Source organism: Actibacterium sp. 188UL27-1, from assembly GCF_016901225.1.
Classification (GTDB): Bacteria; Pseudomonadota; Alphaproteobacteria; order Rhodobacterales; family Rhodobacteraceae; genus 188UL27-1.
Genome location: NZ_JAFEUL010000012.1, coordinates 96,804 through 111,008, shown reverse-complemented (window position 1 = coordinate 111,008; position 14,205 = coordinate 96,804). Strand labels below are relative to the sequence as shown.

The window sequence follows — 14,205 nt, the reverse complement described above, 5'->3', positions numbered from 1 at the left end:
ACCCTTCCGGTCGCGGGCGTGGTGCCCGCGGGCACAACCACCATTGAAAGGGTTATGTCATGTCATCTGAACCGTTGGTCAGAATGCGCAACATCACCAAACGCTTTGGCGGCGTGACAGCCTTGTCGGGCGTCGATCTGGATGCCCATGCGGGCGAAGTGGTCGCCATCGTTGGCGATAACGGCGCGGGCAAATCCACGCTGATCAAGATCCTGACCGGGGTCTATCAACCGACCGAGGGGGAGATTTTTCTGGGTGACGAAAAGCTGGAAATGGCCAGCCATTCCGATGCCATCGATAAAGGGATCGACGCTGTGTATCAGACGCTGGCCCTTGCCGATCATCTGGATCCGGCGGCCAACATGTTTCTGGGCAATGAACTGACGACCAAATTTGCCGGCATCACCATGCTGGACAACAAACGCATGCGGGCCGAGACGGAGCGGGTCCTGTTCGAACGTCTGGGTGTGCGACTGAAAAGTATGGATGCGCCGACCGAAAGCCTGTCAGGCGGGCAGCGGCAGGCGGTCGCCATCGCCCGCGCGGTCTATCACGAAGGGCTGCGTGTGCTGGTGATGGATGAACCCACGGCGGCCCTGGGCCCGCAGGAAACGGCCCGAACGCTCAAGCTGATCGAGACGGTGAAGGCGCAAGGATTGGCCGTGATCCTCATCAGCCATTCGCTGGATGATGTGTTCCAGGTCTCGGACCGGGTGCATGTCCAGCGGCGGGGCAAATGTGTGGGCGTCGTCAAGACCGCCGACAGCAACCAGCAAGAGGTCCTGGGCCTGATTGTTGGCGTCGAAGAAGCGGCGTGAGGAAACCAAAATGACAGCCATTGACACCCAACCCCGCTCCATCGCTGACCGGTTCGAACCCTACCTGGCGATCATTGGCCCCATGGTCATGATCCTGGCGATTCTGCTATTTATGGGCGTGGCAGAGCCTGCCCGATATTTTCGGCTCAGCAACCTGAACCTGATCCTGTTGGATGCGGCACTTTACATGCCCATGGCGATGGCAATGACTTTTGTCATAACACAGCGTGGCATTGACCTGTCTATCGGCTCCATCGCGGCGCTGAGTGGTATCTTGATGGCCTTTCTGATCAAGCAATACGGGTTTCCGGCTTGGGTTGCCTTGCCGATTGCGATCATGCTGGGCGCGACGATGGGCCTGATCAACGGGCTGGTCATCACCAAGTTTCGCGTGCCGGATCTGATCGGAACGCTGGCCATGGATCTGGTCTATCGCGGCCTCGCTTTGGTCATAGCCAAGGGGCTGGTCCTGGCGCGTTTCCCCGATCTGATCACGGATATCGGGCGTGGCCAGATCCCCGGTTTCGTTCCCATTCCGGTCATTCTTGGTATTGCGACGATGATCGGCGGCTACTGGTTGCTGACGAAAACCTATTTCGGGCGTTACACCATCGCCATTGGCTCCAGCCCGGACGCGGCCGAAATGACAGGTATCGCCGTCAGCCGCCACAAGATCTATGCCTATGTGCTGATGGGTGCTGCGGCTGCCATGGCGGGCGTGATGCTGACCGGTAAGCTGAACGCGATCCAGGCGACCTCCGCCCCGTATTTCAACCTTCATGTGATCGCGGCAGTTGTTGTGGGGGGGACGTCATTGTTCGGTGGCCGTGCGTCGATGCTCGGTTCGTTCGCGGGTGTCTTGCTGCTGTCGATGATGATCAACGCCCTGGTCACCCTGCGGATCGAATTCTTCTGGCAATCCGTCGCCTCGGGCGCGGTCATCGTCAGCTCGGTCGCACTTTATACCTGGATGCAAAAGAAGGATCGCGACGGCTCCAAAGGCTTGTTTGCGGGTCTGCACACGCCGGACGGGCAAAAATTGATGCGCTTCACCGCCATGATCATTGGGGGGCTCCTGTTGCTGCTAGCGGTCGGTGGGCTGCTGGCCACGCCACCCGCGCCGAGCGGCTGACCACAATAAATCCCCCGGGCATCGCGGGTCCGGCGGAATGAGACATATCCGCGATTACCACCATTGGGAGGACTACCATGAAGATCTTGACAACCACGGCGCTCACAGCCGTTTTGCTATCCTGCGCGGCCTTTGCCGACGGCCACAGCGCCCTGCCACTGAACGAATTGCCCGATATCGCCGACCGTGACTACTGGGTCCCGGATGAGGTGAATGCCGAGGGCAAGCTGGAAGCCCTGCAAGAGGTGGTGGGTTCCGAAGCCATCGCCTTTGCTGGGACACAAGAGGCACCGGTTCAGATTGCACTGATCTACCCGTCGGCTGACACGTCGGACTTTTGGGCGCGCAACTATCTGGCCCTGACCAAGCGGCTGGACCAGTTGGGCATCACCTATGAAACGACGGAATTTGCAAGCCGACAGATCGAACATTCGCTGCAGTCGACCTATGCAAGCCAGGTCGAACAGGACGCTGACCTCTACGATTACGTCATCTTTGGTCCGTCGGAACTGGCCATCCAGGCTGACAATATTGACAAGCTGGCTGCCAATGAGGGGTTCAGCACCTATGTCTGGGCGTTCCATACGCCGCTCAAAGACCTGAAGACGCAGCCCGATGCGTGGTTTGATTTCTCCTCTGCCGCTGGTGCCCTGACCATGTGTGAATACATGCTAGGACGGCTGGGTGAGGGCGTGACCATGGCCATGAACCGCGGCATTCCCGGCATCACCGACAACCAGCGTTCGGGTGATTTCAAGGCCTGCGTTGAGGAAAAGGGCGGCTGGACAACCGCCTATGAGCATTACGGCGAATATCAAAGCGAGGGCGGTTTTGAAGGTACCAGCCTGATCATGCAGGCCTATCCGGAGGCCACCATCATCCACAACGCCAACACCGCCATGGCGATGGGCAGCGTCGAGGCGCAGGTGGCGATGGGAAAGGAGAAGGAGATCTTCTCAACCGGTTGGGGTGGGACGGGCCTTGAGCTTGACGCGATCCGCCGCGGCGAGTTGGATGCCACGCCCATGCGCATGGGTGACGATGTGGGTGCGGCCACGGCCGAAGCGATCAAGGCTGATCTGGAAGGCCGCGCTGATGAGTTGCCGCTTGTGTTCCTGGGTCGTATCACGGTCGCCCATGATCAGATGAGCGCCGAAGAGATCGACGGGCTGGAACAAGAGGCGTTCCGCTTCTCGGGTGTCGGTGCGCTCAGCCGCTGACCATGACAAGCTAAACGGTGTTAAAGCCCCCGCGATCTGATATCCTGGGGGCTTTTTTGTCATTGTATTCATAGGGGCCGGCCCTGTGTCATTCGTGAGCGTGGGATCTCAAATAAGATCGGCGTTTGTACCGGCTGGCATCTCCCCATTGCTTGTCACAAGCAATGCCGCTCGAGATAGTGCGCGGCGATCATGACGGCCTTTCTCCACGTGTTCGGCCGCCGAAAATTTTCATCATATCGATGGCGCCCCAGTGATGAACCTGCCCAAACGTGCATGCCTTCCCTCGATCAAACGGATTGCACCACCAAACGTCGGCATCGAACACCCAGCGCCTTCAAAATTGCTGTGTTGATCGGTTTGATATTTGGGCGCTGACCCGCGGTGTGACCGAGGAAGTCAAAATTTATCGGATGCGGTTCAAACGCATGGACCTGACCCGCAAAGTGAGAGAACCCCGTGCTGCGGATGCCGACATACGCGCTCAAGTCCAAAACTAATTCTTTTTTCAAAGGTTTGGCCGCTTAGCGCATGGAACCGTTTGCCGCCAACCAAGGCCGCCTCCGGAACCGCCACTCGCGCCGTCGAAATGCGCGTCCAACAGGTATTTCAGTATGGTGCGCAGGCCCATAGCGCATCCTTAGCAACGGTAACGTGCCATATTTCAAGCGAAGAACCAAATTTCAAGGTTGCGACAACACCCATGCATTGGGGCGGCTGCGATATGGTTCACTGTCGCGAAACTACGCTCTTGCGAAGCAATCGGGCCAACCGCTGCGCCGAAGATCCCTTTATGTGAGAATTGCCCGCGGCGTGGGCACCGCGGGCCTATTTGTGTCAGGCGGCCAGACCCAGTTTGTAAACGTGGATCTCGAACGTCGGGTGCATCTCGGCTCCGATCACGCCTTCCCTATGGTGGCGATAGGTTGACCGCCAGTAGGGCTGAATGACCACGCCTTCGTCTTGCATGATCTTTTGCAGCGTCGTCATTGTCTCGCGCCGCTTGTCGGCATCTGCGATGGCCAGCGCCTCGGTCAGGGCCGCGTCGAAATCGGGGTTGGAGAACCCAGCCTCATTCCAGGGTTCGCCCGATTTATAGGCCAGGGCCAGGACCTGAACGCCCAATGGCCGCTGTGCCCAGTCGGTGGTCGAGAACGGATATTTCGCCCAATCGTTCCAGAAAGTATTCCCGGGCAGAATGGTGCGTTTGATATTGAAACCCGCATCCCGCAACTGGGCGGCCACGGCATCGGTCGTGTTCTTGCGCCAGTCGTCATCGATTGAGATCAGTTCATGCTCATAATCGCCCAAACCTGCTTCATCCATCATCGCCTTGGCGGCCACTGGATCAAAGACCGGTGGCTCCACCTCGGCATATTCGGGGTGGATCGGGCAGACATGGTGGTTTTGCGCCACGACACCCAGATCGGCATAACCAATCTCAAGGCAGACCGCATTATCCACGGCCATGGCCAGGGCCTTGCGCACACGAACATCTTCGTATGGTTTGTTCCCCTCTACCTCGGCCGTTTGATTGGTGCGAATGACGAGCGTGTTGGCTGTGACGGCTTCGGATTTTGTCCATTCGATTGCATCGAAAATCTCGATGAACTCGCCAAGACTTTCATAGATCATGTCGACTTCATCGGAATCGACTGCCGCCACGATGGAGGCCTGGTCGGTTCCGAAATCCAGATATTCGATCCGGTCCAGCTTTGCCTCACCGATGACGCCCTTGCCCCACCAGTCATGATTTTCGTTCTTCACCAGAACGGCACGCACGCCGACCTCGAACTCTGCAGGCAAGTAGGGGCCGGTGCCGATTGGGTTGTCCAGCGGATCACCCCGGAAGGAGCTGTGGACGATGGCAGCTGGATAGTCAGAAAAACCGGCGATCAGCGTGATATCGGGGCTGCCAGGCACCAGCGTGATGGTGGTGTCATCGACGATTGTAATCGCACCTTCGCGGGCAACACCCGTTTCTTCGTCGATCAGGGACGCCATGCGGCTCGCCATTGAATTGCCTTCGACGCTGCGGTCACACCAACGCTCGATATTGCTGGCTACGTCTTGGGCGGTGAAGGCATCACCATTGTTCCAGGTTACACCTTCGCGCACCTTCAGGGTGTACTCAGTGGCGTCGTCATTCACCTCCCAGCTTTCCAGAAGGATGCCGCGGAAGGTGCCGTCGCTGTTATACTCCACCAGGTATTCCAGCCACCCGCGCGAGAAGTTGGACATTTGCGGCCAGTCATAGGTACGCGGATCCTTCATGGCCTTGACCGTGCTTTCGATCCGCAGCGTTCCGCCATCTTGCATATGACTTTCGGCGCGGGCCGGCGTGGCGGCCCCAATCAAGCCGTACGCTGTCGTGGCGCTGACGCCCAACGCCGTGGCGTGGCTCAGGAACTCTCGCCGCGAGAGCGTCCCTGCTTGTACCTCAGCGGCATAGGCCGTTACGGCGGGATGATTGGGTGGTTGCATATCACGATTGGTCATCTGGAGAATCCTCCTGGCGGGTGTAACGATAATTTGGGATTTGTGCGGTCCGTGGCCGGACGGCATCGGTGTCGCGTGATCCTGTTCTGGCAGCTTCAACCCGATGGTAAGCGTCAGCGACCCCACCATCAGGCATGGAATCAGGTCCGAGTGCAACCAAATGGTGCATCTGGCTCTGCGTTCCCTGCGGGTTCCGGCTTGCAGCCCGGTTGCGCAGATCGCAGTGTGCGGCAACACCGCGCAGGGAGGAGACGCGCATGACCTATGTCTTGGCCATCGACCAGGGAACAACATCAACACGGGCCATTCTGTTCGATCAGCAGTTGCGGCCCGCCCACCAGGCCCAAGAGGAGTTCGCACAGCATTTTCCCGCGTCGGGCTGGGTTGAGCATGATGCGATGGATCTGTGGCACACAACCCGGCGCACCTGTGCGGCCGTGATGGCCCAGGCCGGGGCCACAGCCATGGATGTTGCAGCGATTGGGATCACTAACCAGCGCGAAACAACGCTCCTATGGGATCGCAAGACGGGCGCGCCGCTCCACAATGCCATTGTCTGGCAGGACCGGCGCACTGCCGCCATGTGCGAGACGCTGAAAGAGGCCGGTCATGAGCCGATGGTTCGCCAGAAAACGGGGCTTTTGCTTGATCCCTATTTCAGTGGCACGAAATTGGCTTGGCTGCTTGATGAAATCGACGGTGCCCGCGACCGGGCGGCGGCTGGAGAGCTGGCTTTTGGCACGGTCGATACCTGGCTGATCTGGCATATGACCGGTGGTGCCGTCCATGTCACCGATGCCACCAACGCCGCGCGGACCCTGCTTTACAATATTCGCGATGGGCAATGGGATGCCGAGATCTGCGCGATGCTCGATATCCCGATGGCGCTTTTGCCGGAGGTGAGAGGATGTGATGCCGATTTCGGGATAACCGACCTTTTGGGCGGCCAGACCCCGATTCAGGGTGTGGCTGGCGATCAACAGGCCGCCACAGTGGGCCAGGCCTGCTTTGAGCCGGGCATGCTGAAATCGACCTACGGCACCGGCTGCTTTGCCTTGCTGAATACCGGCGACACCTTGATCGAAAGCGGCAACCGCCTTTTGGGCACCATCGCCTACAGCCTTGAGGGACATGTGACCTATGCGCTTGAAGGATCGATCTTTGTGGCGGGTGCCGCGGTCCAATGGCTGCGCGATGGGCTGCGGATCGTGGACACGGCCGGTGCGACCGGTGATCTGGCCCAGGCCGCTGATGACGGCCAGCAGGTGATCATGGTGCCCGCTTTCACCGGCCTTGGTGCGCCGTACTGGGATGCCAATGCCCGCGGCGCGATCTTTGGCCTAACCCGTAATACCGGCCCGGAGGAGATCGCCCGAGCCGCCCTTGAGAGTGTGGGCTACCAGACCCGCGATCTGATTGAGGCGATGAAGTCCGATTGGGAGGAAAACGACGTGGGCTCTGTCCTGCGGGTCGACGGCGGCATGACCGTCAGCGATTGGACGATGCAGTTTCTTGCCGATATAACAGGCGCTCAGGTTGATCGGCCCCGCGTGCTTGAAACCACTGCGCTTGGCGTCGCCTGGATCGCTGGCATGCGCGCAGGTCTGTATCCCGCTCAGGCCGAATTCGCGCAAACTTGGGACCGCGACCACCGCTTTGTGCCGCAAATGGCGCTGGCAGATCGCGGCGTGCGTTACGGCGCCTGGACCCGCGCGGTCAAGGGATGTCAGGCCTATTGATTCCCCAGTGCCAACAAGCCATTGCGCCAAATAATTGTCGAGACATGCATCCGGGCAACAGTATCCCCATGGCTGGTATACCATTTCAATCGCGACCTTGTTGTCGGGTAGCGGCAGTCCTACATCGCGTCGCATGAAGCGCTTTATCCCGTTTATGTCCTCCGATCCGGTGGTGGCTGTCGTACGTCTGAGCGGCATGATTGCTGCCGGTCCCCGTGGCCTGAATGATGAAGGTATCAGCGGTGCCATTGAAAAGGCGTTCTCCCGCGGAAAACCCAAAGCAGTGGCGCTGGTGTTGAACTCCCCGGGGGGATCCCCGGCACAATCGGCGCTGATCGCCGCGCGGATCCGTCGGCTGGCGGACGAGAAAAAGATCCCGGTCTTTGCCTTTGTAGAGGATGTTGCAGCCTCTGGCGGATACTGGCTCGCCACGGCTGCCGATGAAATCTTTGTCGATAGCAACTCCATCGTCGGCTCCATCGGGGTAATTTCGGCCGGTTTCGGGTTCCACGAACTGATCGAACGCTATGGTGTGGAACGCCGGGTTCACACGGCGGGCAACTCGAAAAGCTTCATGGATCCGTTCCGGCCCGAAAAACCCGAAGATATCGCGCGGCTCAAGGATCTACAGGAAAAGATCCACGCAAACTTCATCACCCAGGTCACCGAACGGCGCGGCGCAAAACTGCCAGAGGGCCGTGATCTGTTCACCGGGGAGATCTGGGTGGGCGGCAGCGCGATCGAGGTCGGGTTGGTCGACGCCGTTGGTCACCTCAAGCCCGTCATGCAGGACCGCTTTGGCAAAAAGGTCAAGTTCACGATCTACGGTCCTCGCAAGTCGCTCTTGTCCCGGTTCGGAGCGCAGGTGATCGGGCAGGTCGAAGAACGCGCCCTTTGGGCCCGGTACGGCCTCTGACGTGCTGGTTAAAATTGTCACATTTTTCCTGATCGGGATGGCCGTATTGGCCATGTTCGGCAAATTGCGCGCGCCGCGCCTGTTGCGGAAATCGCAACGGATCTGTCACCATTGCAAGGCCCCGTTGATCGGAACCGGTCCCTGTGCCTGTGGGAAAGGTCGCGGATGATCCTTGATATCGGCCTGGCGGTCCTGGGGCTGGTGATCCTTCTTCTGGCAGGCGACGCATTGGTTAAGGGGGCCGTCAACCTGGCCTTGCGCGTCGGTGTACCTGCCCTGCTGGTCTCATTGACCATCGTGGCTTTTGGGACGTCGGCACCGGAATTGCTCATTTCCATCCAGGCCGTGTTAGAAGACGTGCCTGGCATCGCCATTGGCAACGTGGTCGGCTCGAACATCGCCAACGTCCTATTGGTGCTGGGTGTGCCAGCGTTGATGGCGGGGCTTGATACGGGTGCCTGCGAGACCCGCAAGACCTACACATTCATGATCAGTGCGACGCTGCTTTTCATGGTCGTGGCCTTTCTTGGGCCCATCAGTTGGATCCACGGCCTTATCCTGTTGGGGGCACTTGGATTTGTTCTGTATGATGCCTTTCTCACCGCTCGCAGCCATCGTCGCAATGGCCGGGACATGCCCGAGGAAGATGAGGTCGAGGGGGCGGATCCGTCGGTCGAAGGCTGGAAGATCGCCCTGTTCCTTGTCCTTGGCATGATCGGTTTACCCCTTGGCGCTGACCTGTTGGTGGATAGTTCTATGCGGATTGCCAAGGCGCTCCATGTCTCCGACACGGTAATCGGGCTGACCCTTGTCGCCATCGGCACGTCGATGCCTGAACTCGCCACGACCGTTATGGCCGCGCTGCGCCGCCAGGCGGATGTGGCCCTGGGCAACGTGATTGGGTCGAACATGTTCAACCTGCTGGCCATAATCGGTATCACGGCGCTGGTGGGGGAGATCCCAGTCCCCATGGGCGTACTGCAGTTCGACCTGTGGGTGATGCTGGCAGCCTCGCTCCTTCTGCTGCCCTTCGTGTTTCGTGGTCGTAACATGGGTCGGACGATCGGTATTGTCTTCACGACGCTTTACGCGATTTATTTGATGACCGTGATTTTTTACGAGGGTGGGCATGGCTAAGGCACTTGTGACCGGCGCAGGCAAAAGGTTGGGCCGGGCGATTGCGCTTTATCTGGCGGAGCGAGGGCATGATGTGGCCGTTCACTATGCCAGTTCGTCACAGGCTGCGGAGGAGGTCGTGGCGCAGATAACGGCGATGGGACGAACGGCTGTTGCGGTGCGTGCCGATTTGCTGGACGAAGAGCAAATCCAGGCCCTGGTGCCCCGCGCGACCACGGCCTTGGAGGGCCCTCTGACTGTTCTGGTCAATAATGCGTCCATCTTCGAGCACGATACGGTTGAAACCGCGACGCGGGACAGTTGGGACCGTCATCTGGAATCCAACCTGCGTGCGCCGTTTGTGTTGATCCAGAACTTTGCCGCCCAGGCTCCGAAGGCCAGCATGGATGGTCAAGGTGAGCCCGTGGCCGGGGGGCTGGTGGTGAACATGATTGACCAGCGCGTCCATAAACTGACGCCGGAATTTATGACCTACACCATTGCCAAGATGGGGCTGTGGGCGCTGACCCGCACGGCGGCACAGGCCCTGGCGCCCGATATTCGCGTCAACGGTATCGGCCCGGGCCCGACGCTGCAGGGGGGGCGGCAATCGGCAGAGCATTTTGCCAAGCAACGCGCCGCAACCATACTGGAACGCGGTGCGAATCCCGATGACATCACGGCTGCGGTCGGATATTTTCTGGATGCGCCTACCGTGACCGGCCAAATGCTGTGTATCGACGGGGGCCAACATCTGGGCTGGGAAACACCGGATGTGTTGGGGGTGGAATAAAGCCGCCCGATCCACCAATTGGGTTGACTTATGCACTACGCCTCAAGCTGTCACATTAGTGTTAGAAATTTGGTAACATTTTCAAGATCTTGGTGCGGCTCACAAAAAATTCCCTTTAAAAACAATGCACTCCAACTTAGCCTAATTTTTAGGCAAATTAAGGAAAAGCCCGAAATTGAAAGACAAATTTGGGGTGACAAAAACTTCTCCTCCGACTTATCCACAGAAACGGTGGACAGGTTTACTCTTGCATACCGGGATCTGAGAGGGCAGCCGGGCCGGGGAATCGCCGACTGATGGAGAAAAATATCGAAAATCAGCCTGAGGTAGCAGAGGACCGGCCAAGCGATGTCACAGGCCACGCCTGCATCCAGAACTACGTCAAGACACTAGATAACTCGCCCGGTGTGTATCGAATGTTGGATTTGCAGGCGCGCGTTCTTTACGTGGGTAAGGCCAAAAGTCTGCACGCCCGCGTATCAAATTACGCACGGCCCGCCGGACATTCCGCGCGGATCGCCCGGATGATCCGTGAAACCGCCAGCATGATGTTCCTGACGACCCGGACCGAGACTGAGGCGCTGCTGCTGGAGCAGAACCTGATCAAGCAACTCAAGCCGCGCTACAATGTGTTGTTGCGTGATGATAAAAGCTTCCCGAATATTCTCGTGGCCAAGGACCACGGCTTCCCGCAGATCCGTAAGCACAGAGGGCGCAAGGCCGACAAGGGCAGCTATTACGGGCCTTTCGCCAGTGCTGGCGCCGTGAACCGGACGCTGAACCAGTTGCAAAAGGTGTTTTTGTTGCGCAACTGTACCGACGCGACGTTTGATGCGCGGACCCGTCCATGTTTGCTGTATCAGATCAAGCGGTGCAGCGCGCCGTGTGTCGGACATATCTCTGAGGCGGAATACGGCACCTTAGTGTCTGATGCTGAACGGTTTTTGCAGGGCAAGACCACGAATGTGCAAGCCAAACTGGCGGAGGAAATGCAGACCGCCTCTGCCGAGATGGAGTTCGAACGCGCCGCCGCCTTACGCGACAGGATCCGGGCTCTGACCCAGGTGCAATCCGCCCAAGGTATCAACCCTAAGGGCGTGACAGAGGCCGACATCATAGCGCTCCATATGGATAGTGGGCAGGCCTGCGTTCAGGTGTTTTTCATCCGGGCGAACCAGAACTGGGGCAACCGCGATTACTATCCCCGCACCGGGGGAACAGAGAATGCGGCCGAGGTTTTGCAGGCTTTCATGGGCCAGTTCTACGACGGAAAGGAGCCGCCGCGGCAGGTGATCCTGTCCGATGACATTGAGGACCGGGATCTGATGGTCGAGGCGTTGACCGAAAAACTCGGTCGCAAGGTCGAGATTTTGGTGCCTCAACGTGGTGAGAAACAAGAGCTTGTGGCGGGTGCTCTGCGTAACGCCAAGGAAAGCCTTGCCCGCAAGATGGCCGAAAGTGCCACCCAGACAAAGTTGCTGAAGGGTCTGGCCGAAGCGTTTGACCTGGCCGCACCCCCGCAACGTATTGAAGTTTATGACAACTCTCACATCCAAGGCACCAACGCGGTGGGCGGGATGATCGTGGCTGGGCCGGATGGCTTTATGAAGAGCCAATACCGTAAGTTCAACATCAAGGGCACGGAACTGACTCCGGGCGACGATTTCGGCATGATGAAAGAGGTACTGACCCGCCGGTTCCAGCGCCTGTTAAAGGAAGATCCTGACCGGAAATCAGATACTTGGCCGGATCTGCTGTTGATTGATGGCGGTGCGGGCCAGATCAGCGCGGTGGCCGAGATCATGGGTGATCTGGGGGTGGAGGATGTGCCCTATATCGGGGTCGCCAAAGGTGTGGACCGGGATGCGGGCAAAGAGGAGTTCTACCGCAAAGGTCAGCGCCCTTTTGCCCTTCGCCATAACGACCCGATTTTGTACTTTGTTCAACGGCTTAGGGACGAGGCGCACCGCTTTGCCATTGGCACCCACCGGGCCAAGCGGGCCAAGGCGGTTAGCAAAACCCCGTTGGATGACATCCCCGGCGTGGGCGCCACGCGCAAGCGGGCGTTGCTGTCGCATTTCGGGTCGGCCAAGGCGGTGGGGCGGGCCAATCTGGCGGATCTAAAGGCGGTTGATGGGATCTCGGAAGCGATGGCGCAAACCATTTACGATTTCTTCCACGACCGGCCCTGACCCCTGTCACAGGCCATGCAGAAGCCATGCACAAAGCATACACATCCCATACATACGCACCGTGCGGTGTTGTGACGATTTGGTAAGCTGCCGTCCCAGATATCGGTGGCGAAAATCGCCGCCTGTCCCTGCGATCAACAATTGGCGATTTTGGATACCGATGATAAATCCGGGAGATTCGACTGATCCGCGGTACGCCAACCGTCTGTCCAATATCGTTTTTGGGGGATGTCTTTCCCTCATCAAGCGAAGCAGGTAGAGGTGCGCCATGCGGTGGACCGTTCCGAATATCCTGACTGTTCTACGCCTGCTGGCGGCGCCTGGCGTTGCGGTGATGTTTCTGTATTTCAATCGGCCCTGGGCGGACTGGTTTGCGCTGGCCTTGTTCACGGTCGCGGCCTTGACCGACTGGATCGACGGGCGGCTTGCCCGGGCCTGGGGGCAGGAAACCCGGCTGGGTGCGATGCTGGACCCGATTGCGGACAAGGCGATGGTGGTGATTGCGTTGCTGGTGATTACTGGCTTTTCGGGAATGAATGCGTGGATCCTGCTGCCCTCGACCGTGATCCTGTTTCGTGAGGTGTTTGTCAGTGGCTTGCGGGAGTTCCTAGGCGACACGGCGGGGACGCTGAAAGTGACGAAGCTGGCCAAATGGAAGACCACGGCGCAGATGGTGGCGATTGCGGTCTTGTTCGCCAAGGGCGCTGTCGAGCATTATCTGGGCATGTTGTCGTTGGGCATGGATGATGCCCTGTTTGAGGATATCCTGGCCGGACGTGAGGAAGATGTTTTTGGCCTGCGATGGTTGGATTTCGGATGGGATGTCAGCTGGTATGGCGGCATCGGCCTGTTATGGGTTGCCGGTATTCTGACGCTGATGACCGGGTGGGATTACCTGCGCAAGGCCTGGCCGCATCTAAAAGAGGGGGGCGCTGCAACATGATCGATGTTTTGTATTTTGCCTGGGTGCGTGAGCGGATCGGCCTGCCCAAAGAGCAGATTGAGACACAGGCCGCCACCGTGGCCGATCTGGTGACCGAGTTGATCGCGCGCGAAGATCGTTATGCCGCGGCCTTTGCCGATCTGACGGCGTTGCGCGTCGCGGTGGACCAGGAACTGTCGGATTTTACTGCGCCGCTTGCTGGTGTGCGGGAGGTTGCATTCTTCCCGCCCATGACCGGTGGTTGACGTCCGCGTTCAAGAAGCTGCGTTCCAGGCGGGCGCGGAACTGGAAGCGTTTAGCGCGCGGCTGCAGAATGCCGGGGCTGTTGTGACGTTTTCCGGCCTCGTGCGCGACGATAGCGGCCAGATGACCGAGATGCTGATCGAGCATTATCCCGGCATGACCGAGGCCGCCTTGACCAAGATCGCTGAGGAGGCCGAAGATCGCTGGTCCTTGGCGGGTGTGGTGGTCATCCACCGCCATGGCGCGTTGCGTGTGGGCGAGCAGATCATGATGGTCGCCACGGCGGCCCGTCATCGCGGCCATGCATTCGAGGCGGCGGAGTTCCTGATGGATTACCTGAAATCCCGCGCCCCGTTCTGGAAGAAGGAGCGTGGAGCGGCAGGTGATGCCTGGGTTGCTGCAAAGGACGCGGACGAAGCGGCCTTGGACCGTTGGTAACGGATTCCTTAATTCTTCAAGCCTGAAACTTCTTGCTTGAAATAAATTTTGGTCCCTGCCACAGATTATGAATGAAGTTGCGTGCCCGTGGGGTGATCCCATCGGATATTGCCGGGGGTCGCGGCTGTGGCGGGCACAGTATCGTCTTTACACCGC

12 protein-coding genes are annotated in these 14,205 nt (G+C 58.9%); 11 read left to right on the top strand and 1 reads right to left on the bottom strand.

Annotated elements, in window-relative coordinates; translation table 11 throughout:
- The first annotated feature begins 59 nt into the window (after positions 1–59).
- The 3 genes from IU397_RS15675 (at position 60) to IU397_RS15665 (ending at position 3,170) form a co-directional block, all read left to right on the top strand.
- On the top strand, positions 60–818 hold the full coding sequence (locus IU397_RS15675; protein WP_204415541.1) for an ATP-binding cassette domain-containing protein: 759 nt from the start codon (positions 60–62) through the stop codon (positions 816–818).
- 10 nt (positions 819–828) lie between these two features.
- Complete coding sequence (locus IU397_RS15670) at positions 829–1,950, top strand: ABC transporter permease (RefSeq protein ID WP_204415539.1); 1,122 nt, start codon at positions 829–831, stop codon at positions 1,948–1,950.
- A gap of 77 nt (positions 1,951–2,027) precedes the next feature.
- Entirely contained in the window at positions 2,028–3,170 is a 1,143-nt protein-coding gene (locus IU397_RS15665; protein WP_204415537.1) for a substrate-binding domain-containing protein, read from the top strand.
- A gap of 837 nt (positions 3,171–4,007) precedes the next feature.
- Here IU397_RS15665 and IU397_RS15660 read toward each other — a convergent pair.
- Positions 4,008–5,669: an ABC transporter substrate-binding protein gene (locus IU397_RS15660; protein ID WP_239479841.1), complete on the bottom strand. Its 1,662-nt coding sequence runs from the start codon at positions 5,667–5,669 to the stop codon at positions 4,008–4,010.
- Positions 5,670–5,926: 257 nt separating this feature from the next.
- Here IU397_RS15660 and glpK point away from each other — a divergent pair, with 257 nt between their 5' ends.
- The 8 genes from glpK (at position 5,927) to IU397_RS15620 (ending at position 14,049) form a co-directional block, all read left to right on the top strand.
- Positions 5,927–7,408 (top strand): glycerol kinase GlpK, encoded by a 1,482-nt coding sequence (gene glpK / locus IU397_RS15655; RefSeq protein ID WP_204415535.1) that lies wholly within the window; start codon positions 5,927–5,929, stop codon positions 7,406–7,408.
- Between the two features lie 133 nt (positions 7,409–7,541).
- Positions 7,542–8,324 (top strand): S49 family peptidase, encoded by a 783-nt coding sequence (locus tag IU397_RS15650; RefSeq protein ID WP_204415533.1) that lies wholly within the window; start codon positions 7,542–7,544, stop codon positions 8,322–8,324.
- Positions 8,325–8,489: 165 nt separating this feature from the next.
- Positions 8,490–9,461, top strand: coding sequence for a calcium/sodium antiporter (locus IU397_RS15645; RefSeq protein WP_204415531.1), 972 nt, complete (start codon positions 8,490–8,492; stop codon positions 9,459–9,461).
- Positions 9,454–10,233 carry an SDR family oxidoreductase gene (locus IU397_RS15640; protein WP_204415522.1) on the top strand — a complete coding sequence of 260 codons (780 nt, stop codon included), beginning with the start codon at positions 9,454–9,456 and terminating at the stop codon, positions 10,231–10,233. The genes IU397_RS15645 and IU397_RS15640 overlap by 8 nt, the downstream gene beginning before the upstream one ends.
- Before the next feature lie 296 nt (positions 10,234–10,529).
- Positions 10,530–12,425, top strand: coding sequence for an excinuclease ABC subunit UvrC (gene uvrC / locus IU397_RS15635; RefSeq protein ID WP_204415520.1), 1,896 nt, complete (start codon positions 10,530–10,532; stop codon positions 12,423–12,425).
- Between the two features lie 268 nt (positions 12,426–12,693).
- Positions 12,694–13,368: a CDP-diacylglycerol--glycerol-3-phosphate 3-phosphatidyltransferase gene (pgsA, locus tag IU397_RS15630; protein ID WP_204415518.1), complete on the top strand. Its 675-nt coding sequence runs from the start codon at positions 12,694–12,696 to the stop codon at positions 13,366–13,368.
- Positions 13,368–13,613, top strand: a complete 246-nt coding sequence (gene moaD, locus IU397_RS15625) for a molybdopterin converting factor subunit 1 (protein ID WP_204415603.1) — start codon at positions 13,368–13,370, stop codon at positions 13,611–13,613. The genes pgsA and moaD overlap by 1 nt, the downstream gene beginning before the upstream one ends.
- Complete coding sequence (locus IU397_RS15620) at positions 13,606–14,049, top strand: molybdenum cofactor biosynthesis protein MoaE (protein WP_204415517.1); 444 nt, start codon at positions 13,606–13,608, stop codon at positions 14,047–14,049. The genes moaD and IU397_RS15620 overlap by 8 nt, the downstream gene beginning before the upstream one ends.
- Positions 14,050–14,205: the final 156 nt, after the last annotated feature.

Excerpts from the sequence above, each read along its gene's own strand:
- IU397_RS15675 (WP_204415541.1), top strand. The coding sequence starts at position 60 with ATGTCATCTGAACCGTTGGTCAGAATGCGCAACATCACCAAACGCTTT.
- IU397_RS15670 (WP_204415539.1), top strand. The coding sequence starts at position 829 with ATGACAGCCATTGACACCCAACCCCGCTCCATCGCTGACCGGTTCGAA.
- IU397_RS15665 (WP_204415537.1), top strand. The coding sequence starts at position 2,028 with ATGAAGATCTTGACAACCACGGCGCTCACAGCCGTTTTGCTATCCTGC.
- IU397_RS15660 (WP_239479841.1), bottom strand. The coding sequence starts at position 5,669 with ATGACCAATCGTGATATGCAACCACCCAATCATCCCGCCGTAACGGCC.
- glpK (WP_204415535.1), top strand. The coding sequence starts at position 5,927 with ATGACCTATGTCTTGGCCATCGACCAGGGAACAACATCAACACGGGCC.
- IU397_RS15650 (WP_204415533.1), top strand. The coding sequence starts at position 7,542 with ATGAAGCGCTTTATCCCGTTTATGTCCTCCGATCCGGTGGTGGCTGTC.
- IU397_RS15645 (WP_204415531.1), top strand. The coding sequence starts at position 8,490 with ATGATCCTTGATATCGGCCTGGCGGTCCTGGGGCTGGTGATCCTTCTT.
- IU397_RS15640 (WP_204415522.1), top strand. The coding sequence starts at position 9,454 with ATGGCTAAGGCACTTGTGACCGGCGCAGGCAAAAGGTTGGGCCGGGCG.
- uvrC (WP_204415520.1), top strand. The coding sequence starts at position 10,530 with ATGGAGAAAAATATCGAAAATCAGCCTGAGGTAGCAGAGGACCGGCCA.
- pgsA (WP_204415518.1), top strand. The coding sequence starts at position 12,694 with ATGCGGTGGACCGTTCCGAATATCCTGACTGTTCTACGCCTGCTGGCG.